We start from the raw sequence: 20,223 nt of genomic DNA, 5'->3' as shown, positions 1-20,223 counted from the left end.
TGGCCGCGTGCATATCGGCACGCGGCCGGGGTATCGCATCACGTCGCGTCAGGCCGCCGCTTCGGCCGATACGTGGCGCACACCCATCGCGCGCAGCGTGTCGGCGATCGCCGCGACGGCGCCTGGAATCCCGGCTTCGCCGAAGTGGCCGATGCAGCCGACGCGGAACGTTTCGACTTCGGTCAGCTTGCCCGGATACAGAATGTAGCCGCGCTTTTTGACCTCCTGATAAAACCGCTTGAAGTCGTAGTTGGGATCGTCCGGCGCGTGGAACGTGACGATGATCGGCGCCTGGATCGCCGGATCGAGGAACGGCCGGAAGCCGAGCGCGAGCATCCCGTCGATCAGCGCGCGATAGTTGCGCTGGTAGCGGCCGCCGCGCGCGGCGAGCCCGCCTTCGTCGACGTATTGCGCGACGGCCGCGTCGAGCGCTGCGACCACGTGCGTCGGCGGCGTGAAGCGCCACTGCGTCGTGCGCTGCATGTAGACCCACTGGTCGTACAGGTCCATCGCGAGCGAATGGCTGTTGCCTTCGCAGCGTTCGAGCGTGCTGCGCTTCGCGATCACGAAGCCGAGGCCCGGCACGCCTTCGAGGCATTTGCCGGACGCCGCGATCACCGCGTCGAACGGCATCGTGCGCGCGTCGATGTCGAGCGCGCCGAACGAGCTCATCGCATCGACGATCAGCGCGCGCCCGTGCTTCGCGACGGCCTGCGCGATGTCGTGCAGCGGGTTCAGCACGCCGGCGCCGGTCTCGCAGTGCACGAGCGCGACGTGCGTGATGGTCGGATCGGCGGCGAGCGTGCGCTCGACGTCGGCCGGATCGACGCGGCGATCCTCGCGGTAGTCGATCGTCGTCAGCTTGCGGCCGAGCACGCGGCAGATCTTCGCGATGCGCTGGCAGTACGCGCCGTTGTTCGGCACGAGCACGTGGCCGTTGCGCGGCACGAGCGTGCCGAGGGCCGCTTCGACCGAGAACGTGCCGCTGCCTTGCAGCGGGACGCATTCGTGCGTGCCTTCGCCGTGCACGATCTGCAGCAGGCGTTCGCGCAGCCGCGCGGTGATCGCGTTGAAGTCGCTGTCCCACGACCCCCAGTCGCGCAGCATCGCGTCGCGCGTCGCGTCGGAGGTCGTCAGGGGGCCGGGAGTGAGCAGGATGGGCTGGGCGGCGAGCGTCATGGTGTCTCCTTGATGAAGTCGGGACGTCACGTGGATGCGGCAGGGAATCAACGACGATGCGGGGTGCGCCACGCTTGCGTGCGACGCAGCAGGCGGTGCGAGATGCAGGCGAACAGCACGCACGCGAACGACGAGGTCGCGAGCACGAGCGTGGCCATCGCGGCGGCCGGGCCCATCTGGCCCGCGTCGTCGAGGTTCAGGATCGCGACCGATGCAGGTTGCGTGTCCGGCGAGTAGAGGAACGCGACGGCCGAGACCGTCGTCATCCCGTTGACGAACAGGTAGCGCGCGATCAGCAGGATCGCGGGCAGGCACACGGGCACCGTCACGCGCAGGAAGGTCTTGTAGAACGGCACCTTCAGCGAGGCGGACACGGCCTCGAACTCGCTGTCGATCTGCCTGAGCGCGGTAACGGCGGTGAGGTGGCTCGACGCGTAGTAGTGGACGACCGTGACGATCGCGAGCAGCCACAGCGACCCGTACAGCCCGTTCAGCGGATTGCCGGGCGCATTGAACAGGAAGATGTAGCTGATGCCGAGCACGAGCCCCGGCACGCCCATCGGCAGGATCGCGCACAGGCTGATGAAGCCGCGCAGCCAGCGCGCGCCGCGGGTCTTCTCGATCAGGTAGGCGCCGCCGAACACGACGATCGTGCCGCCGGCCGCCACCGTCGCGGCCATCCGCAGGCTGTTCTTGTACGCGTCGAAGATGCCGGCGCCGATCAGCCCCATCTTGTAGTGCTGCAGCCCGAGGCTCATCTGGTACGGCCAGAACTTCACGAACGACGCGAATACCGAGATGCCGACCACCGCGATGAAGAACGCGCACACGAGCGTGCAGTACGCGAGCATCGCGGCGTCGAAGCCGCGCGACGGCTTCGGCTGGTACGGCGTCGAGCGCGCGCCGAGCTGCGACTGCTGGCGGCGGCGGATGAAGAAGTCGACGCCGAACGCGACCAGCGCCGGACACAGCAGCATCAGGCTCACGACCGCGCTGCGGTTGAAATCCTGCAGCCCGATGATCAGCTTGTAGATGTCGGTCGACAGCACGTTGTACGAACCGCCGATCACGACCGGCACGCCGAAGTCGTTGATGCACATCGTGAACGCAACCATCGTCGCGCTGATCAGCCCGTACTTCGCGCCGGGCAGCGTGATCGTGAAGAACTTGCGGATGCGGCTCGTGCCCATCGCGTCGGCGGCCTCGTAGAGCCGGCCGTCGGCGAGCGACAGCGCGGTGACGAGGATCATCAGCACGTGCGGGAACGACGCGTACACCATGCTCAGCACGATGCCCGGCAGCCCGTAGATCGAATGGCCGTGCAGCAGCGGCTTCAGCAGCCCCGCGTTGCCGAACCAGTAGATGAACGACACGGCCGACAGCAGTGTCGGCGCGAGCAGCGGCAGCAGCGCGATCGTGCGCGCGGCGTTCTTCAGCGGCATGCACGAGCGCGTCAGCGCATACGCGAACGTGAACGCCATCGGCACGACGATCATCGTGACGAGTGCGCCGACCGTCAGCGAATGCAGCATCGAGCGCAGCACGCCGCTGTCCTCGAGGTACTCGACGAAGTTGTGCGCGCCGACGAAACGCCCGTCCGCGTCGACGAAGCATTTCTGCACGACGAGCGCGAGCGGCAGCAGCAGGAACAGCGACATCAGCGCGGCCATCGCGACGAGCGCGAGCTGCGCGATGCGGTCGTGCCAGTGCGTGATCTGCCGCACGTCGGCGGGGGCGGAGGCGCCGCGGCGGCGCTCGGTCAGGACGGTGCTCATTGCAGTCGCTCCTTCGCGTACGGAAACACGCGGACATGCTCGCGATCGAGCGCGAGGTCGATGCGCGCGCCGGCCGCTACGCCGGTGCGGTCGACGTCGTGATACGACAGGTCGGCGACGATTTCCTGGCCGTCGAGCCCGTCGATCCGGAAGCTCACGCGGCAGAACGCGCCGAGGAATTCGAGCTTCTCGACGCGGCCGGCCAGCACGTTGTCGGCCGTCTCGCCCGGCACGCGGATGCGCAGGTCTTCCGGCCGCACGTAGACCGACACCGCCGCACCTTGTGCGGGGCGGGCCGTGCCATGACGGCAGTCGAGGCCGACCGCGCCCGCGCGCAGCGTGCCGTCCTGCGCGACTTCGGCGGGAATCGTGTTGACGCGGCCGATGAAGTCGGCGACGAACGGCGAAGCCGGCTGCCGGTAGATTTCGAGCGGCGTGCCGATCTGTTCGATCACGCCGTGGTTCATCACGACGATGCGATCGGCCATCGACAACGCTTCTTCCTGGTCGTGCGTGACCATGATCGTCGTCACGCCGAGCCGCTGCTGCAGCGCGCGGATTTCCTGGCGCAGCCGCACGCGCACGCGCGCGTCGAGCGCCGACAGCGGCTCGTCGAGCAGCAGCAGGCCGGGGGACGTCGCGAGCGCACGCGCCAGCGCGATGCGCTGCTGCTGGCCGCCGGACAGCTGGCCCGGATGCTTGCGATGGCTGTCGGGCAGGCCGACCAGCGCGAGCAGCGTGTGCACGCGCTCGTGGATCGCCTCGCGCTTCATCTTCCGGTTCACGAGCCCGTACGCGACGTTGTCGTACACGGTGAGGTTCGGGAACAGCGCATACGACTGGAACACGATGCCGTAGTCGCGCAGTTGCGGCGGCAGCCGCGAGATGTCGCGGCCGTCCTGCATGATCTGGCCGGCGTTCTGCGTTTCGAGCCCCGCGATGATCCGCAGCAGCGTGGTTTTCCCGCAGCCGGACGGCCCGAGGAAACAGATCATCTCGCCCTTCATCACGCTCAGGTTGATGTCGGTGAGAACCTGCGTGTCGTTGTACCGCTTCTCGATGCGTTCTACGCTCAGATAAGGTGCCATGCGCGCCTCCATGCTGGGGCGGCCCGGGGGCCGGATTCGACGAGGGGAAGAGTGACGCGGGGCGGCGCGCTGCGCGGCCCCGCTGCCGGTCGCGGCGTCATGGCCGCGTCATTGCTGCGTCTTCGCCCCGTAGCGCTTCTGCCACGTATCGAGGATCGACTGGCGGTTCTTCGCCGACCACACGAAGTCGTTCTTCACGAGCAGCTCCGAATAGTTGTCGGGGATGCCGGCCAGCTTCCGCGCGACGCCCGGATACGCGACGATTGCCCACCAGCGCGCGGTGATCTGGTTCGCCTCCTTGCTCGCCATGAAATCGGCGAGCTTCTTCGCCGCATCGGGCTGCTTCGTCGTCTTCATGATCGCCGTGCCTTCCATGTCCCAGCCGAGCCCTTCCTTCGGGAACACCAGATCGATCGGCGCGCCCTGCGACTGCAGTTCGTGGCCGCGGAACTCGAACGAGATGCCGATCGGGAATTCGCCGGTGCCGGCGAGCGTGCACGGCTTCGAGCCCGAGTGCACGTACTGCGCGACGTTCTTGTCGAGCGCATCCATGAATTTCCAGCCCTTGTCGTCGCCGAAGGTCTGCAGCCACGCGGTCACGTCCAGGTAGCCGGTGCCCGACGAGACCGGGCTCGGCATCACGATCGCGCCTTTGTAGACGGGCTTCGTCAGGTCTTCCCACGACGTCGGTTTCGGGATGTTCTTCGCCTGCGCGGCGACGCGGTTGTAGCAGATGGTCGCGCCCCACACGTCCATGCCGACCCAGTGCGGCGGCGTGTTCGCATCGCTGTACTTGCGCGTGAGCTGGTCGAAGCCGTTCGGCGTGTACGGCATCAGCATGCCCTGCAGGTCGAGCAGCGTGAGGCTCGACGCGGCGAGGCCGAGCACGACGTCCGCGCGCGGGTTGTTCTTCTCGGCGAGCAGCTTCGCGGTGACCGAGCCGGTCGAGTCGCGCACCCAGCGGATCTCGATATCGGGGTTCGCTTTCTCGAACGCGTCCTTGTAGGGCTTCATCGCCTCGTCTTCCAGCGCGGTGTAGACGAGCAGCGACGTCTTCGCGTGCGCCGCCTGCGCGGCGCCGAGCGCGACCGCCGCGGCCAGCGCGAAACGGGCCGCGCCCGCCGCCCATGCATTCAAACGCTTGTTTACCGGCACTTCGTTCATCTTCAGACCCCTTGACTGTGGCGCCGCGGCACACGGCGGATGAGTGGAGACCAGCCCTCTTGCTACACCATTGTTTTGCTTTCTGTTCTCTGCATGTTGTTGACAATCTACAAATCATCAATTTTAATGTCAAGCATGGAAAACACCTCCCTTCGGCGCGACGCGGGCGCCGACGGCTCTACCCTTCGAACTGAAAGGAATGAACGTCATGATTGAAACGCCTGTATCCGTGGAAGTGAACGGCCGCCGCTACAACTGGATGAGCCGGCCCGTGGTGGTCGTCTGCGTCGATGGCTGCGCATACGAATATCTGGAAGAAGCTGCCGAGGCCGGCGTCGCGCCGTTCCTGCGCACGCTGCTGAAGCCGGGCACGGCGCTCAAGGGCGAGTGCGTGGTGCCGAGCTTCACGAATCCGAACAACCTGTCGATCGTGACCGGCGTGCCGCCGGCAGTGCATGGCATAAGCGGCAACTACTTCTACGATCGCGACACCGGCGCCGAGGTGCTGATGAACGATCCGAAGTACCTGGTCGCGCCCACCGTGCTCGCGACCTTCGCCGAACAGGGCGCGCGCGTCGCGGTCGTCACCGCGAAGGACAAGCTGCGCCGCCTGCTCGGCAAGGGGCTGAAGGGCATCTGCTTCTCGTCGGAAAAGGCCGACGAGGCGAGCGTCGAGGAAAACGGTATCGACAACGTGCTCGAGCTGGTCGGCAAGCCGGTGCCGAGCGTGTACAGCGCGGACCTGTCGGAATTCGTGTTCGCGGCCGGCGTGCGCCTGCTCGAGACGCGCCCGATCGACCTGATGTACCTGTCGACCACCGACTATGTGCAGCACAAGTGCGCGCCCGGCACGGAAGGCGCAAACGCGTTCTACGCAATGATGGACACGTACCTGCAGCGCCTCGACGAACTCGGCGCGATCGTCGCGATCACGGCCGACCACGGGATGAACGCGAAGCACGACGACGAGACCGGCGAGCCGAACGTGATCTACCTGCAGGAGCTGTTCGACGAGTGGCTCGGCCACGACGCGGCGCGCGTGATCCTGCCGATCACCGATCCGTACGTCGTGCACCACGGCGCGCTCGGTTCGTTCGCGACCGTCTACGTGCCGGCGACGGCCGATGCCGACGCACTGAGCGCGCGGCTCGCCGCGGTCGACGGCATCGAGGTCGTGCTGACGGGCGCCGAAGGTTGCGCGCGCTTCGAGCTGCCGCCCGCGCGGATGGGCGACCTGATCGTGATCTCGAAGCAGGACGTCGTGCTCGGCACGCGCCGCATCAAGCACGACCTGTCGGGCCTCGACGTGCCGCTGCGTTCGCACGGCGGCATCTCCGAGCAGATCGTGCCGCTGATCTTCAGCAAGCCGGTCGCGACCGACGTCACGGGCCGCGCGCGGCTGCGCAACTTCGACATCATCGACATCGCGCTCAACCATCTGCAGTGATACGCATGCATCCGTAAGGGGACACATTCATGAACGCCATTGCAGCATCGACGGACGTCCGCGAGATTCGTCGCGAAGCACTGCGAATCAATGGAGAGCGGATTCATCGGGACGCGGTGATCGACGTGCGCAACCCGTACGACGGCACGCTGGTCGGCACCGTGCCGAAGGCGACGCTGGACGACGTGCGCCGCGCGTTTGCGGTTGCGCGTGCGTACCGGCCGACGCTTACGCGCCACGACCGCGCGGCGATCCTGCGCCGTGCGGCCGACATCGTGCGCTCGCGCACGGCGGAGATCGCGGCGCTGATCACGGCAGAGGCCGGCTTGTGCATCAAGGATTCGACGTACGAAGCGGGCCGCGTGGCCGACGTGCTGACGTTCGGCGCCGGTGAAGTGCTGAAGGACGACGGGCAGATCTTTTCGTGCGACCTGACACCGCACGGCAAGAAACGCCGCGTGTACACGCAGCGCGATCCGCTGCTCGGCGTGATTTCGGCGATCACGCCGTTCAACCACCCGATGAACCAGGTCGCGCACAAGATCGTGCCGTCGGTCGCGACCAACAACCGGATCGTCGTGAAGCCGTCGGAGAAGGTGCCGCTGTCGTGTTACCTCTTTGCCGACATCCTGTATGAGGCCGGCTTGCCGCCGCAGATGCTGCAGGTGATCACCGGCGACCCGAGGGAGATCGCCGACGAGCTGATCACGAACCCGGCGATCGATCTCATCACCTTCACCGGCGGCGTGTCGATCGGCAAGTCGATCGCATCGCGGATGGGCTACCGGCGCGCGGTGCTCGAACTCGGCGGCAACGATCCGATCATCGTAATGGAAGACGCCGATCTCGACGAGGCGAGCACGCTCGCGGTGTCGGGCTCGTACAAGAACTCAGGGCAGCGTTGCACGGCGATCAAGCGGATGCTCGTGCACGAGTCGGTGGCCGATCGGTTCACCGAGCTTGTTGTCGAGAAGACGCGTGCGTGGTCGTACGGCAATCCATCCGATCCGTCGGTCGACATGGGCACGGTGATCGACGAGGCGGCCGCGAAGTTCTGCGAGCAGCAGGTGAATGACGCGATTTCGCGCGGGGCGCGGCTGCTGGTCGGCAACGTGCGCGACGGCGCGCTGTATTCGCCGACGGTGATCGACCGTGTGACGCCCGACATGCCGCTCGTGAAGTACGAGACGTTCGGCCCGGTGTCGCCGATCATGCGCTTTCGCGACATCGACGAAGCGATCCGGATGTCGAACAGCACCGACTACGCGCTGTCGTCGTCGGTGTGCACGAACCGCTTCGACAACATCACGCGTTTCATCACCGAGCTGGAAGTCGGCAGCGTGAACGTGCGCGAAGTGCCCGGCTACCGGCTCGAACTGACGCCGTTCGGCGGCGTGAAGGATTCGGGGCTCGGGTACAAGGAGGGCGTGCAGGAAGCGATGAAGAGCTTCACGAATACGAAGACGTACTCGCTGCCGTGGTAAGTGGCGTGTAAGGCGCCCGCGCCGGCTTCGCAGCCGGTGCGGGCGTTATTCGATCGGCTCATATGGTTAGCCGATTTGCGTTTTTGCCGTGCTCCAACGCGTCGGTAGAATTCGCGGACTTCTCGAACGGCGCTGGCATGCCGGCGGGATGATTCTCTCCAATCATTCGGGGTCCGCACCATGAAATTCCTCCGCTCCATCCTGATCGTCGCGCTGCTGCAGGCCACTGCGGCCACCAGTGCGCTGGCTGCCGACGACCTGTCGCAGATCAAGTCGGCCGGCGTGTTCCGGGTCGGCACCGAAGGCACCTACGCGCCGTTCACGTACCACGACGAGACGGGCAAGCTGACGGGTTTCGACGTCGATATCGCCACGGCGATCGCGCAGCGCCTCGGCGTGAAGCCGCAGTTCGTCGAAGGCAAGTGGGACGGACTGATCGCGGGCCTCGACGTGAACCGCTACGACGCGGTCGTCAATGAAGTGTCGATCACCGACGCGCGCAAGGCGAAATACGATTTCTCGTCCCCGTACATCACGTCGCACGCGGTGCTGATCGTGCGCGCGGACAACACGGCGATCCGCTCGTTCGACGACCTGAAGGGCAAGAAATCCGCGAACACGCTGACGAGCAATTTCGGCAAGCTCGCGGCCGCGCATGGCGCCGACGTGGTGCCGGTGCAGGGCTTCAACGAATCGATCGACCTGCTGACGTCCGGGCGCGTCGACGCGACGATCAACGATTCGCTGTCGTACCTCGATTTCCGCAAGCACAAGCCCGACGCGAAACTGAAGGTCGCGGCGACCGACAAGACCGGTGCCGGCGACGCGTCCGGCGTGCTGCTGCGCAAGGGCAGCCCCGCGCTGGTGGCCGCGATCGACAAGGCGCTCGCGGACATCAAGGCCGACGGCACCTACGCGAAGATCTCGCAGAAGTACTTCGGCCGCGACGTGTCGCAGCCGTGACGCGAGACTGAACGATGCCGGCCTGGCTGCACCTGATGGCGGAATCGCTGCGGCCCCTGCTCTACGCAGGGCTCGTGTTCACGGTTCCGCTCACGCTCGCGTCGTTCGCGATCGGCTTGCTGCTCGCATTCGGCGCGGCGCTCACGCGGCTGTTCGGGCCGCGCTGGGCGCAGGCCGCCGTGCGCTTCTATATCTGGCTGTTCCGCGGCTCACCGCTGCTCGTGCAGCTGTTCGTGATCTTCTACGGATTGCCGAACGTCGGCATCGTGCTCGACCCGCTGACGGCCGCCGTGATCGGCTTCTCGCTGAACGTCGGCGCGTACAACGCCGAGGTGATTCGCGGCGTGATCGAATCGATGCCGAAGGGGCAGTGGGAGGCCGCGTACTCGATGGCGATGACGCGCGCGCAGGCATTGCGCCGCGCGATCCTGCCGCAGGCCGCACGCGTGGCGTTGCCCGCGCTGTCGAATTCGTTCATCTCGCTCGTGAAGGACACGTCGCTCGCGGCCGTGTTGACCGTGCCCGAGATTTTCCAGGCGGCGCAGCGGATCGCGGCCGTGACATACGAGCCGCTGATCCTCTATACCGAAGCCGCGCTGATCTACCTGCTGTTCAGTTCGGTGCTGTCCACGCTGCAACGCCGCCTCGAAGCCCGCTTCGGCCGTCACGCGCTGTTCCAGGCGGAGTTGCGGTGATCCGTCTCGACCATATCGACAAGTCGTTCGGCGCGCATCGCGTGCTGAGCGGCATCGACCTCGCATTGCAGCCGGGCAGCGTGACCGCGCTGATCGGGCCGTCCGGCAGCGGCAAGAGCACGCTGCTGCGGTGCGTGAACCTGCTCGAAGTGCCGGAAGCGGGCACGCTCGCGGTCGGCGATGCGCGCATTGAATTTGCGCCGGGGCACCGGCCGTCGCGCGACGCGGTGTTCGCGGTGCGCAGGCAGACCGGCATGGTGTTCCAGAACTTCCAGTTGTTTCCGCACCTGAGCGTCGTGCAGAACGTGATGGAAGGGCTCGTGACCGTGCAGCGCTGGCCGCGCGAACGGGCTCGCGAGCGCGCGCTTGCGCTGCTGGAGAAGGTCGGCATCGCGGACAAGGCCGACGCGTGGCCCGGTACGCTGTCGGGTGGCCAGCAGCAACGCGTCGCGATTGCGCGCGCGCTTGCGCCGTCGCCGCAGGTGCTGCTGTGCGACGAGCCGACGTCGGCGCTCGATCCTGAGCTGTCCGTCGAAGTGGTCGAGGTGCTGCGCCAGCTCGCACGCGAAGGCACGACGATGCTGATGGCCACGCACGACTTGCGCCTCGCCGCATCGATCGCGCACGACGCGGTGTTCCTCGCGGGCGGTCGCATTGTCGAAGCCGGTGCCTCGCGCGACCTGTTCGGCCGGCCGCGCGACCCGCGCACCGCGAAGTTCGTCGCGACGCTCGCGCAGGGCGTGCCGGCGTTCTGATACGACACGCGATGCCGGCGGAGGTCAGTCCGGCGCGTGCCCGTCCAGGACTGCGGCGACGATCGCCTCCGGCGCATCTTCCTGGACCAGGTGGCCCGCGTGCGGCACCGTGATCAGCTTGCCGTTCGCGATGCGATCGGCGAGCGCCTGCCCCTGTTCGAGCGGAATCCACGCGTCGTCCTCGCCCCACACGATACGCACCGGAAAATCAGGCGGCGCGTAGCGGGCCTCTGCTTCCTCGATGTAGCGCTGGCGCATCTGCGCGATCTGGCGATAGAACGCGGCCTGACCGGCGGGCGTGAGCCACGGCGCGCGGTAGATCGACAGCGCTTCGTGGCTCAGCGGCCGCGCGACCGCATTGCCGAGATAGGCCGACAGGAGCGCGTGATGCGCATACGCGGGCAGGCCGGTGAATGCGGCTTCGTGCTGCGCGACATGGCGCACGAACGGCGACCCCTGCGGCGCGATGGCGACCGGATTCACGAGGGTGAGATCCGCATACGCGATGCCGTCCAGGAAGTGCGCGCGCAGCACGGTTGCGCCGCCGTAGTCGTGTGCAAGCACGCGTGGCCGTGAAATCTTCCATTCATTCAGCATCGCGCCGAACAGCGCATTCTGGCGGCCGAGCGACACGTCCGCGTCCGGCATGTCGGACTGGCCGTAGCCGAGCAAGTCGTAGAAATACACGCGATGACGCCGCGCGAGCCACGGTGCGATCCGGCGCCAGACCTGCGACGAAAACGGCGTGCCGTGCACGAGTACGAGCGGCGGGCCTTCGCCGAGCGTGCCCCATGCGATCCGGTGGCCTTCGAAATTGAAGCGATTCGCGAGTTCGAGCATCGGCTTCTCCGTGCTAACCTGTTTTGGTTGTTAACAGGTTACGCCGGATTGTCCGGATGTGAAACCGACAGGTGAAAATAAATGGTTACTCGATCTGAGCCGGCGCAATTCGCGCCCGCCTGGGGCGCGGCGGATTTCGTCGGGGGGCATCCGGCGCTCGACTTCCTCAACACGGTGGCCGATACGGGCAAGACGCGCGACGAGGACAAGCTCGTCGACTGGCCGGCCGTGCGCGCGTGGGCCGAACCATCCGGGTTGCTGGCGCCGGACGATCTGGCGCGGCTGCTGCGTCGTCCGCGGCTGGACGGACCTGACGAGCTGGCGGCGCTGCGCCGTTTTCGCGACGACGCGTACGCCGCGATCGTGCACCTGACGGCGGAGGAGGGGGGGAGCGCCGGTGCGCGCGCCGCGGACCGGCTTGCGATGGCGATCCGCGAAGCGATCGGCCGCAGCGCGTTCGACGCGGTCGGCGGCCGCTTTGCGTGGCGGCCTGATGCGCGCGCCGCGTCACGCTGGATCGATGCGGCCGCGCTCGGTTTCGAGCAGCTGATGCGCAGTGACGATTTCGCGCGTGTGCGGCAGTGCGGCCGGTGTACGTGGTTCTTCGTCGATCGCGGCCGTGGCGTCGGGCGGCGCTGGTGCGACATGCGCACGTGCGGAAACCGCGCGAAGGTCGAGGCGTTCCGGGAGCGGTGAAGCGCGTGCCGCTACGGTCGTCGCACGCGTCCCGTGCGCATCACTGGGCGGCTTCGTGCGGACGATGTTCGGGCCACAGCGTCGCGGCGACGAACAGTCCGGCCGCGAGGAACGGCGCACCGATCGCGAACAGGATCGCCGTGAGGCCCCAGCGATCCCAGAAACGGTCGACGATCGCGCGTTCGGGGGTGACGGGGTCGTACAGCACGTCGACCGCGTCGCCTTCGTGCAGGCCCGGATGCGACGACGCCGAGCCCTGGGCGAACGTGATCAGCCGCCCGCTGTCGGTCGTGAATGCGACGATGGCCGAATAGAGCGACGCGCGCGACCGCGACGATCGCCCGTTTTTCGCAATCTCGACGACATGGCCGGTCGAGCGCGCGTAGTGATGGACGATCTGCCATTGACGCAGCCCGGTCGCACCGGCGCCGGCGAGGAAGCCCGTGCCGATCGCGATCGGAATCAGCACGATCGCGACATCCCAGCGGCGCTTCGCTTCCTTGCGTGTGGCGCGGGTCGGCGGCGGTTCGGATTGCCGGCGGCGGCGCTCGCCGCCGATCAGCAGGCCGCCGATCGCAAACGACGCGACGGCGAGCAGCGCCGGCACGGCCACCGGAAACCAGCGTTGCGAGAAATCGTCGATCAGGGCGGGGCGGTCGGGGTGGTCGGGGTCGAGCAGCACGTCGACGTTTTCGCCGATGTCGTACGCGGGGACGGTCGATGCGGTATTGCCGGCAATTTCGCGGCGCTGTCCGTCGTTCGACAGGTACGCGACGATCGGCCGGTACGCGCGCATCGCGTCGCTGTCCTGCACGATGCGCACGACCGTGCCTGGCGCACGGACCAGACGACCGGTTTCGCCGCCGGCCGTGGCGGCGAACACGCCGGCCAGCACGAGCAGCACGACGCCGAGCAGTATCGCGACGAGCGCGTCCTTACCCGGCATGATCCGATCCAGTTTGTGCGTCGCGCGGCGGAGTCGGGTGTGATCGGGTGAGCGGCTCGTCCCGGCGGACAAGCCGATATCGGCGCAACCAGGCCCTCTGAATGGTCGCGTCTCGTTCACATGCTTCCATGTCTGACGTCCCATGTTCTCTCAGTGCCGGCGGGCAAACGACAGTGCCTGCGCCGGTCGTGTGGTATTTGTCGGACGATTCTAGCGGAAACGATGCGCGAGAGGCGTGCGGTTGCGTACCGCGAATGGCGCGCGCCGTGAATACGGCGGCGGAAAAGGAAAAGGCCGGTTAGCTTGCGCTAACCGGCCTTTGAAATTCCTGGTGGGGCGTGAGTGACTCGAACACTCGACCTACGGATTAAGAGTCCGCTGCTCTACCAACTGAGCTAACGCCCCCAACAGAAGAAAGATTATGCATGAGTTCTTCAGCCCTGGCAAGACCTTTCTGCAAATTTCCTCAAAATATTTCGTCCCGCCAACGGCAGCTGTCGGCGCGATAACGAGCGGTCGCGGTTTGCGCGCTCCCGGTATGATGACGCCACACGTGTTGCGCGGCGGTCGCGCAACGCTTTCTGGACATTCGAAGATGGACGAAAACGCAGTCCGCGAATTGCTGGATCGCCTGCTGGCCCCGTGGGTCCGCTCGCTGGGTCTGGTCCCCGTGTCGATCGGCGACGACAGCGTCACGCTGCGCCTGCCGTTTTCCGGCGAATTCCGCCATTCGGGCGGCATCATCTGCGGCCAGGTGTTCACGGCCGCCGCCGACACTGCGATGGTGGTCGCGATCTCGGTCGCGCTCGGCGAATTCCGGCCGATGACAACGGTATCGCTGAACACGAACTTCATGCGTCCCGTGCGCAAGGGCGACGTGCTCGTCACCGCGCGCGTGCTGCGGATGGGCCGCAACCTCGTGTTCGGCGAAGTCGAGCTGTTCGACGAGGACGGCAAGATGGCCGTCCACGCGACGTCGACCTACGCGCTCGTCAGCTGAGCGGCGCGATGTTCGACCAGATCGTCTTTGCGGGCGGCGGCAATCGCTGCTGGTGGCAGGCCGGCTTCTGGGATGTCGCGCGGCCGGCGCTCGACCTGCGCCCGCGCGTGATCACCGGCATCTCGGCCGGCGCGGCGACCGCGTGCATGCTGTATACGCGTGACGCCGCGTGGGTGATGCGCTATTACGAAGAGGCGTTGCGCCACAACCGCAAGAACGCGTACTGGGGCAACCTGTTCGGGCGCGAGCCCGTGTTTCCGCACTACCGGATCTATCGCCAGGCGTTGCTCGACATCTACGGCGAGCCGTTCGCGAAGCTGGCCGGCGCGCCGGAGATCCGCATCGGCGTATCGCACGTGCCGCGCTGGCTCGGCGCGCGCAGCGCGGTCGCAGCAGGCCTGGTCGCGTACAACATCGAGAAGTACGTTCGCAAGACGCTGCACCCGACGCTCGGGCGCTCGCTCGGCTTTCGGCCGGAATTCGTGCGCGCGCAGGCCTGCACGCGTGTCGACGAACTCGCCGACCTGATCCTGCAGTCGTCCTGTACGCCGCCGTTCACGCCGGTGCTGCGCCGCGGCGGCCGGCCCGTGCTCGACGGCGGGATGGTCGACAACGTGCCGGTCGATGCGCTCGACCCGTCGCCGGGTGACGTACTGGTGCTCGTCACGCGGCTGTATCCGCGGCCGCAGATGTTCACGGTCGCGCACGGCGACCAGCGGCGGCTGTACGTACAACCGTCGAGCAAGGTGCCGATTTCGAGCTGGGATTACACGAGTCCGTCGCAGATGCGGCATGCGTACGATCTCGGGCGGCGCGACGGCGAGCATTTCCTCACGCGCGTCGGCGCGATGACGGGCGGCCGCGGGGCCGCCTGACGATCGGGAAGGGAGAGGCGGGCCGCGCAACGCGCGCAGCCCGTGCGATCAGCGCTTGCGGATCGGCGTCAGCGCTTCCGGGTTGGCGACGCTCGACATGTCGCCGTCGTCGAACGCGAGGATGTTGCGGAACGCCGCGCTGAAGTAAAGCTCGTAGCTTTCGCGTTCGACGTAGCCGATGTGCGGCGTGCAGATCACGTTTTCCATGCGCAGCAGGCTGTAGCCCTGCAGGATCGGCTCGCTCTCGAACACGTCGATCGCGACCATCCCCGGACGGTTGTGCGACAGCGCGTTGACGAGCGCGTTTTCCTCGAGCAGCTCGGCGCGGCTCGTGTTGACGAGCAGCGACGTCGGCTTCATCCGCATCAGGTCTTCCTGCTTCACGATCCCGCGCGTGTCGTCGTGCATGCGCAGGTGCAGCGACAGCACGTCGCTTTGCTCGAACAGCGCCTCGCGGCTCTCGGCGGCCGTGTAGCCGTCGGCGCGCGCGGCCTCGAGCGAATGCTCGCGGCCCCAGATCAGCACGTTCATCCCGAATGCCTTGCCGTAGCCGGCGACGAGGCGGCCGATCTTGCCGTAGCCCCAGATGCCGAGCGTCTGGCCGCGCAGCACCTGGCCGAGGCCGAAGTTCGGCGGCATCGCCGACGTCTTCAGGCCCGACTGCTGCCACGCACCCTGCTTCAGGTTCGCAACGTATTGCGGAATGCGGCGCTGGGCGGCCATCACCAGCGCCCAGGTCAGCTCGGCGGGCGCGATCGGCGAACCGGAGCCCTCGAGCACCGCGATGCCGCGGTCGGTACAGGCTTCGAGATCGATGTGGCTCGACACGCGGCCGGTCTGGCTGATCATGCGCAGGTTCGGCAGCTTGGCGAGCAGTTGCGAGGAAATCGGGGTCCGTTCACGAATCAGCACGAGCGCCTCGACTTCCGCCAGACGGCTCGCGAGTTGTCCCAGGCCCCGCACCGTATTGTTGAAGACCTTTACGTCGTGGCCGGCGAGCATCTCGAAGCAGTTCAGCTTGCGGACGGCGTCCTGGTAGTCGTCGAGGATGGCAATTTTCATGGTGAACGGGGTGTCGCGCGTTGAAAGCGGCAGTGGCGGCGGCGCACGTCGCGCACCCGTCCCGCCCGGCCGGGGCCGACATGATGCTACGTTGGCCGCCCGGATGGTGTCTTTTTAACAGGTTGTTACGCTCCGCCGCAATTGGCGGGAGCCTGACCCGGCGCCGCTCGCGTGCTGGGCGGAAGGGTGCGCTGTTGTGTCGCATCAAACACGTCTTTCCTGATTCAGCTACTTACTCGACGAGGTTCACCCAATTGTTGCTCCAATCAGAATAATTGGATCATCTATCCGCAGAAGGCGAGGATTTTTGACTATTTTTATCGTCAACCGGCCCCTTGTTGAGCAACTCTGCATCATTTCCGCTGTCGTAGGAGAATTACGCATTTGCTTCATCTTTTTGAAGTTGTACTAGCGGCAGGAGTCGTTTATGGATCATTTGCAGTCGATGCGCGTGTTCGTCAAGGTTGCAGATCTCGGCAGTTTCGCGCGGGCCGCGAGCGCAATGGATATTTCCAACGCGGTCGCGACGCGCCACGTCGCGGACCTGGAAGGCCGGCTCGGCACGCGTTTGCTTAACCGCACCACGCGCAGCCTCTCCCTGACGGAGTCGGGTCAGGTCTATCTGGAGCGTGCCCGCCAGATCCTCGATGAGCTCGAGGATGTCGAGCAGATGGTCGTCGCACGCAATCACGAGCCGGTCGGCACGCTGCGCATCGTCGCGCCGGTCGTGTTCGGCCTGCATAACCTCGCGCCCGTGTTGCAGTCGTACACGGAGAATTTCCCGAAAGTGGTGCCGGATCTCACGCTGGTCGACCGCCAGGTCGATCTCGTCGAGGAAGGCTTCGACGTCGGCATCGTGGTCACGCGCCAGATGCGCAGCGCGAGCATCGTCACGCGGCGCCTGACCACCGGCTGCATGACCGTGTGCGCGACACCGAGCTATCTGGAGAAGCACGGCGTGCCGACCCATCCGGAGCAGCTCGCCGAGCACCCGAGCCTGAGCCTGCCGACCGAATACTGGGGCGACGAGCGCGTGTTCACGGGGCCGGACGGCGAAGTGCGCGTGCGCCCGACCAACGTGATCGTCGCGAACAACACTGCGATGCTGCGTCAGTTCGCGTTGCTCGGGATGGGCGTGGCGATCCTGCCGAGCTACCTGATCGGCAGCGACATCGCGCGCGGCGCGCTCGTGCGGCTGCTGCCCGAGTTCCGGCTGCCGCAGGTCGAGATCAACATCGCTTACCCGAGCCGGCGCCATCTGCCGGCGAAGGTGCGCACGTTCATCGACCACCTCGTCGAGCATTTCAGCCACTCGACCGACGCGACGATGGGCGAGCAGTGGGCCGCGCAGAGTTCGGCGCTCGCGCCGATCGGCGTCGAGACGCGTGCGGAGCAGCCGGAAGCGGCCGACCCGAACCTGTCGCCGCGCCTGCCGCGTTCGCCGCGCACGCGCGTGGCGGTGCCGTCGCCGCTGTAACGGCGCGACGGTCGGGCGGCGGTTGCCGCCGGCACAAAAGAAAAAACGCGGATCGAGCGATCGATCCGCGTTTTTTTATTGGCTGCGTGACGGAGCCTGACGCGCCGGGGGCGCCCCGGCGGCCGGGCCGTTACGAACCCGTCTTGCGCGCCGTCGTCTTGCGGGCGGCGGTCTTGCGGGCCGGTGCCGGCTTCTCTTCGGCGCCTTCCGTCACGGTTTCGGCATCCTTCGTCGCCGATTTTGCCGTCTTCTTCGCGGCGGCAGCCTTCGGCTCCTTCTTCTCGAACTCGAAGCCGATCTTGCCGTCCGGCTGCTTCACGAGGAATGCCTTGAAGTTGCGGCCGGTGCGCGACGACTTGAAGCCCGGCAGCAGGTCCGTGCGGCCGTCGGCCAGCAGCTTGCCCATCTGCTCGCGCGTGATTTCCTGCTGCAGGATCACCTTGCCCGAGCGGAAGTCGCAGGTCTTCGGATTCGCCACCGAGTGTTCGCACACGTAGCTCATCCCGTGCTCGAACACGCGGCCCTTGCACTTCGGGCACGCGCCGACCGGTTCCTGCGCGGAGAAGTCGGGCGCTTCGCCGTCCTCGCCGCCCTGGTCCTGGCCGAAATCGAACTCGAGCTTGTAGTTCTTCGTCTCGTCGTCGAAGGACAGCTTGAGGATCGCCGAGAACGGACGGCCCATCTTGCTGCGGAACCCGGACAGCGGCCCGATTTCCTTCTTCTGCAACAGCTCCTCGACTTCCGGGATCTCGAACTGCCGGCTGCCCGGAATCTTCGAGATCGAGAACTCGCACTTCGTGCACGCGAAGCGGCGGTAGTTTTCCTTCACCTGGCCGCCGCAGTTCGGGCAGGGCGTCTCGAGCGTCGCGTAGTCGCCGGGGATCGTGTCGGAATCGTATTCCTTCGCGCGCTTGACGATCTGCTGCGTCATGCGGGCGATTTCCTGCATGAACGCTTCACGCCCGAGATTGCCGCGCTCCATCTGCGACAGTTTGTATTCCCATTCGCCGGTGAGCTCGGGCGCGGTGAGTTCCTTCACGCCGAGGCCGCGCAGCAGTGTCATCAGCTGGAATGCCTTCGCGGTCGGGATCAGTTCGCGGCCTTCGCGCAGCAGGTATTTCTCGCCGAGCAGGCCTTCGATGATCGCCGCGCGCGTCGCCGGCGTGCCGAGGCCCTTCGCGGCCATCGCTTCGCGCAGCTCGTCGTCCTCGACGAGCTTGCCCGCGCCTTCCATCGCCGACAGCAGCGTCGCTTCCGAGTAACGTGCGGGCGGCTTCGTCACGAGCGAGACGGCGGCGATTTCGTCCGTCTTCACCTTCTCGTCCTTCTGCACCGGCACGAGGTTCGCGTCCGCGCCTTCCGCGTCGCGGCCGTACACCTGCAGCCAGCCCGGCTCGACGAGCACCTTGCCTTCGGTCTTGAAGTGGTGGCCGGCGACTTCGGTGATCCGCGTCGTGACGCGGAATTCGGCCGCCGGGAAGAACACGGCGAGGAAGCGCTTCACGACCATGTCGTACAGCTTCTGCTCCGGCTCGGACAGCGACTTCGGCGCCTGCAGCGTCGGGATGATTGCAAAGTGGTCGCTGATCTTCGAGTTGTCGAAGATCCGCTTGTTCGGCTTCACCCAGCCCTTGTCGAGCACCTGCTTCGCATGCGGCAGATAGTTGTTGCTCTCCTTGAGCATCTCGAGCGTGGACTCGACCGTCGACAGGTAGTCTTCCGGCAGCGCGCGCGCATCGGTACGCGGGTAGGTCAGCACCTTGTGCTTCTCATACAGCGCCTGCGCGAGACCGAGCGTGTTCTTCGCCGAGAAGCCGAAACGGCTGTTCGCCTCGCGCTGCAGGCTCGTCAGGTCGAACAGCAGCGGCGACAGTTGCGTCGACGGCTTCGATTCCTCGGAGACCGTGCCGACCTGGTCGCGGCATGCGGCGACGATCGTTTCGGCAGCCGGCAGGCTCCACAGGCGGGAGTCGCGCTTTTCCGGATCGAATTCGTCGCGCTTGAATTTCGGGTCGTACCACTTGCCTTCGTAGAAGCCGCCCGCGCACGCGAATTCGGCCTTCACTTCCCAGTAGTCGCGCGGAATGAAACGGCGGATTTTCTCTTCGCGTTCGACGACGATCGACAACGTTGGCGTCTGAACGCGACCGACGGTCGTCAGGAAGAAGCCGCCGCCCTTGCTGTTGAACGCGGTCATCGCGCGGGTGCCGTTGATCCCGACGAGCCAGTCGGCTTCCGAGCGGCAGCGCGCGGCGTCGGCGAGCGGCTGCATGTCCGTGTCGCTGCGCAGGTTGGCGAAACCGTCGCGGATCGCCTGCGGCGTCATCGATTGCAGCCACAGGCGCTGGACCGGCTGCTTCGCCTTCGCGTGCTGCGCGATCAGGCGGAAAATCAGCTCGCCCTCGCGCCCCGCGTCACATGCGTTGATCAGGCGGTCGACGTCCTTGCGCTTCATCAGCTTCGTGAGCACCTTGAGGCGCGACTCGCTTTTTGCGATCGGGTTCAGGTCGAAATGCGGGGGGATGACGGGTAGATGCGCGAAGCTCCATTTCCCGCGCTTGACCTCGTACTCTTCCGGGGCGGCGATTTCCAGCAGGTGGCCGACAGCGGACGAAAGGACGAAATCGTCGCTCTCGTAATACTCGTCATGCTTGGTAAAGCCGCCCAAAGCGCGTGCGATGTCGTTCGCGACAGAAGGCTTTTCCGCAATGATCAGTGCTTTGGACATGACAGGTGTGTGTTGGTAGACCGGGTTCGCCGGTTGTGGGTCCCTTTTA

At 66.3% G+C, this 20,223-nt stretch carries 17 protein-coding genes and 1 tRNA gene; 9 read left to right on the top strand and 9 right to left on the bottom strand.

Features of this window, described 5'->3' with window-relative positions; all coding sequences use genetic code 11:
- Positions 1 to 48 precede the first annotated feature (48 nt).
- The 4 genes from OHZ10_RS17020 to OHZ10_RS17005 form a co-directional block, all read right to left on the bottom strand.
- On the bottom strand, positions 49 to 1,179 hold the full coding sequence (locus OHZ10_RS17020) for a 2-aminoethylphosphonate--pyruvate transaminase (protein WP_342703259.1): 1,131 nt from the start codon (positions 1,177 to 1,179) through the stop codon (positions 49 to 51).
- A 47-nt stretch (positions 1,180 to 1,226) separates the two neighbouring features.
- Complete coding sequence (locus OHZ10_RS17015; protein WP_340624559.1) at positions 1,227 to 2,954, bottom strand: putative 2-aminoethylphosphonate ABC transporter permease subunit; 1,728 nt, start codon at positions 2,952 to 2,954, stop codon at positions 1,227 to 1,229.
- Positions 2,951 to 4,042: a putative 2-aminoethylphosphonate ABC transporter ATP-binding protein gene (locus tag OHZ10_RS17010; RefSeq protein ID WP_342703258.1), complete on the bottom strand. Its 1,092-nt coding sequence runs from the start codon at positions 4,040 to 4,042 to the stop codon at positions 2,951 to 2,953. Before OHZ10_RS17010 ends, OHZ10_RS17015 begins: the two co-directional genes overlap by 4 nt.
- Positions 4,043 to 4,150: 108 nt before the next feature.
- Positions 4,151 to 5,206 (bottom strand): putative 2-aminoethylphosphonate ABC transporter substrate-binding protein, encoded by a 1,056-nt coding sequence (locus OHZ10_RS17005; RefSeq protein ID WP_059232884.1) that lies wholly within the window; start codon positions 5,204 to 5,206, stop codon positions 4,151 to 4,153.
- A 208-nt stretch (positions 5,207 to 5,414) separates the two neighbouring features.
- Here OHZ10_RS17005 and phnA point away from each other — a divergent pair, with 208 nt between their 5' ends.
- From phnA to OHZ10_RS16980, 5 genes are all read left to right on the top strand, one after another.
- Positions 5,415 to 6,653, top strand: coding sequence for a phosphonoacetate hydrolase (phnA, locus tag OHZ10_RS17000; RefSeq protein WP_342703257.1), 1,239 nt, complete (start codon positions 5,415 to 5,417; stop codon positions 6,651 to 6,653).
- A 29-nt stretch (positions 6,654 to 6,682) separates the two neighbouring features.
- Positions 6,683 to 8,137 carry a phosphonoacetaldehyde dehydrogenase gene (phnY, locus tag OHZ10_RS16995; RefSeq protein WP_059232885.1) on the top strand — a complete coding sequence of 485 codons (1,455 nt, stop codon included), beginning with the start codon at positions 6,683 to 6,685 and terminating at the stop codon, positions 8,135 to 8,137.
- A 180-nt stretch (positions 8,138 to 8,317) separates the two neighbouring features.
- Positions 8,318 to 9,100 (top strand): amino acid ABC transporter substrate-binding protein, encoded by a 783-nt coding sequence (locus OHZ10_RS16990; RefSeq protein ID WP_059232886.1) that lies wholly within the window; start codon positions 8,318 to 8,320, stop codon positions 9,098 to 9,100.
- Between the two features lie 14 nt (positions 9,101 to 9,114).
- On the top strand, positions 9,115 to 9,795 hold the full coding sequence (locus OHZ10_RS16985; protein ID WP_059232887.1) for an amino acid ABC transporter permease: 681 nt from the start codon (positions 9,115 to 9,117) through the stop codon (positions 9,793 to 9,795).
- Positions 9,792 to 10,550, top strand: a complete 759-nt coding sequence (locus tag OHZ10_RS16980) for an amino acid ABC transporter ATP-binding protein (RefSeq protein WP_342703256.1) — start codon at positions 9,792 to 9,794, stop codon at positions 10,548 to 10,550. Before OHZ10_RS16985 ends, OHZ10_RS16980 begins: the two co-directional genes overlap by 4 nt.
- A gap of 24 nt (positions 10,551 to 10,574) precedes the next feature.
- On the opposite strand, the gene OHZ10_RS16975 is transcribed toward OHZ10_RS16980, so the two are convergent.
- Complete coding sequence (locus OHZ10_RS16975; RefSeq protein WP_340624554.1) at positions 10,575 to 11,390, bottom strand: alpha/beta hydrolase; 816 nt, start codon at positions 11,388 to 11,390, stop codon at positions 10,575 to 10,577.
- A gap of 81 nt (positions 11,391 to 11,471) precedes the next feature.
- On the opposite strand from OHZ10_RS16975, the gene OHZ10_RS16970 reads away from it, so the two are divergent.
- Complete coding sequence (locus OHZ10_RS16970; protein WP_174994336.1) at positions 11,472 to 12,086, top strand: CGNR zinc finger domain-containing protein; 615 nt, start codon at positions 11,472 to 11,474, stop codon at positions 12,084 to 12,086.
- 40 nt (positions 12,087 to 12,126) lie between these two features.
- Here OHZ10_RS16970 and OHZ10_RS16965 read toward each other — a convergent pair whose 3' ends face one another.
- Together OHZ10_RS16965 and OHZ10_RS16960 are read right to left on the bottom strand one after the other, a co-directional pair.
- Positions 12,127 to 13,032, bottom strand: coding sequence for a DUF3592 domain-containing protein (locus tag OHZ10_RS16965; protein ID WP_425394775.1), 906 nt, complete (start codon positions 13,030 to 13,032; stop codon positions 12,127 to 12,129).
- Between the two features lie 329 nt (positions 13,033 to 13,361).
- Positions 13,362 to 13,437 (bottom strand) — tRNA-Lys (locus OHZ10_RS16960).
- 190 nt (positions 13,438 to 13,627) lie between these two features.
- Here OHZ10_RS16960 and OHZ10_RS16955 point away from each other — a divergent pair.
- Both OHZ10_RS16955 and OHZ10_RS16950 read left to right on the top strand, forming a co-directional pair.
- Positions 13,628 to 14,032 carry a PaaI family thioesterase gene (locus OHZ10_RS16955; protein WP_059232891.1) on the top strand — a complete coding sequence of 135 codons (405 nt, stop codon included), beginning with the start codon at positions 13,628 to 13,630 and terminating at the stop codon, positions 14,030 to 14,032.
- A gap of 8 nt (positions 14,033 to 14,040) precedes the next feature.
- Positions 14,041 to 14,907 (top strand): patatin-like phospholipase family protein, encoded by an 867-nt coding sequence (locus tag OHZ10_RS16950; RefSeq protein WP_174994335.1) that lies wholly within the window; start codon positions 14,041 to 14,043, stop codon positions 14,905 to 14,907.
- Between the two features lie 48 nt (positions 14,908 to 14,955).
- On the opposite strand, the gene OHZ10_RS16945 is transcribed toward OHZ10_RS16950, so the two are convergent.
- Complete coding sequence (locus OHZ10_RS16945; RefSeq protein WP_256085363.1) at positions 14,956 to 15,969, bottom strand: D-2-hydroxyacid dehydrogenase family protein; 1,014 nt, start codon at positions 15,967 to 15,969, stop codon at positions 14,956 to 14,958.
- A gap of 427 nt (positions 15,970 to 16,396) precedes the next feature.
- Here OHZ10_RS16945 and OHZ10_RS16940 point away from each other — a divergent pair, with 427 nt between their 5' ends.
- Complete coding sequence (locus OHZ10_RS16940; RefSeq protein WP_059232894.1) at positions 16,397 to 17,446, top strand: LysR family transcriptional regulator; 1,050 nt, start codon at positions 16,397 to 16,399, stop codon at positions 17,444 to 17,446.
- Positions 17,447 to 17,576: 130 nt separating this feature from the next.
- Here OHZ10_RS16940 and OHZ10_RS16935 read toward each other — a convergent pair whose 3' ends face one another.
- Entirely contained in the window at positions 17,577 to 20,174 is a 2,598-nt protein-coding gene (locus tag OHZ10_RS16935) for a DNA topoisomerase III (protein ID WP_174994333.1), read from the bottom strand.
- Positions 20,175 to 20,223: the final 49 nt, after the last annotated feature.

The organism is Burkholderia arboris, assembly GCF_038723655.1.
Classification (GTDB): domain Bacteria; phylum Pseudomonadota; class Gammaproteobacteria; order Burkholderiales; family Burkholderiaceae; genus Burkholderia; species Burkholderia arboris.
The sequence above is the reverse complement of the archived record's forward strand: the minus strand, read 5'-3'. Positions and strand labels throughout refer to the sequence as shown.

Bases quoted from the DNA above. Each gene is read 5' to 3' on its own strand.
- OHZ10_RS16940 (WP_059232894.1), top strand. From the start codon at position 16,397: ATGGATCATTTGCAGTCGATGCGCGTGTTCGTCAAGGTTGCAGATCTC.
- OHZ10_RS16965 (WP_425394775.1), bottom strand. From the start codon at position 13,032: ATGCCGGGTAAGGACGCGCTCGTCGCGATACTGCTCGGCGTCGTGCTG.
- OHZ10_RS17015 (WP_340624559.1), bottom strand. From the start codon at position 2,954: ATGAGCACCGTCCTGACCGAGCGCCGCCGCGGCGCCTCCGCCCCCGCC.
- OHZ10_RS16975 (WP_340624554.1), bottom strand. From the start codon at position 11,390: ATGCTCGAACTCGCGAATCGCTTCAATTTCGAAGGCCACCGGATCGCA.
- OHZ10_RS16935 (WP_174994333.1), bottom strand. From the start codon at position 20,174: ATGTCCAAAGCACTGATCATTGCGGAAAAGCCTTCTGTCGCGAACGAC.
- phnY (WP_059232885.1), top strand. From the start codon at position 6,683: ATGAACGCCATTGCAGCATCGACGGACGTCCGCGAGATTCGTCGCGAA.
- OHZ10_RS17010 (WP_342703258.1), bottom strand. From the start codon at position 4,042: ATGGCACCTTATCTGAGCGTAGAACGCATCGAGAAGCGGTACAACGAC.
- OHZ10_RS16945 (WP_256085363.1), bottom strand. From the start codon at position 15,969: ATGAAAATTGCCATCCTCGACGACTACCAGGACGCCGTCCGCAAGCTG.
- OHZ10_RS16985 (WP_059232887.1), top strand. From the start codon at position 9,115: ATGCCGGCCTGGCTGCACCTGATGGCGGAATCGCTGCGGCCCCTGCTC.
- OHZ10_RS17005 (WP_059232884.1), bottom strand. From the start codon at position 5,206: ATGAACGAAGTGCCGGTAAACAAGCGTTTGAATGCATGGGCGGCGGGC.
- OHZ10_RS16950 (WP_174994335.1), top strand. From the start codon at position 14,041: ATGTTCGACCAGATCGTCTTTGCGGGCGGCGGCAATCGCTGCTGGTGG.
- OHZ10_RS16990 (WP_059232886.1), top strand. From the start codon at position 8,318: ATGAAATTCCTCCGCTCCATCCTGATCGTCGCGCTGCTGCAGGCCACT.
- phnA (WP_342703257.1), top strand. From the start codon at position 5,415: ATGATTGAAACGCCTGTATCCGTGGAAGTGAACGGCCGCCGCTACAAC.
- OHZ10_RS16955 (WP_059232891.1), top strand. From the start codon at position 13,628: ATGGACGAAAACGCAGTCCGCGAATTGCTGGATCGCCTGCTGGCCCCG.
- OHZ10_RS16970 (WP_174994336.1), top strand. From the start codon at position 11,472: ATGGTTACTCGATCTGAGCCGGCGCAATTCGCGCCCGCCTGGGGCGCG.
- OHZ10_RS17020 (WP_342703259.1), bottom strand. From the start codon at position 1,179: ATGACGCTCGCCGCCCAGCCCATCCTGCTCACTCCCGGCCCCCTGACG.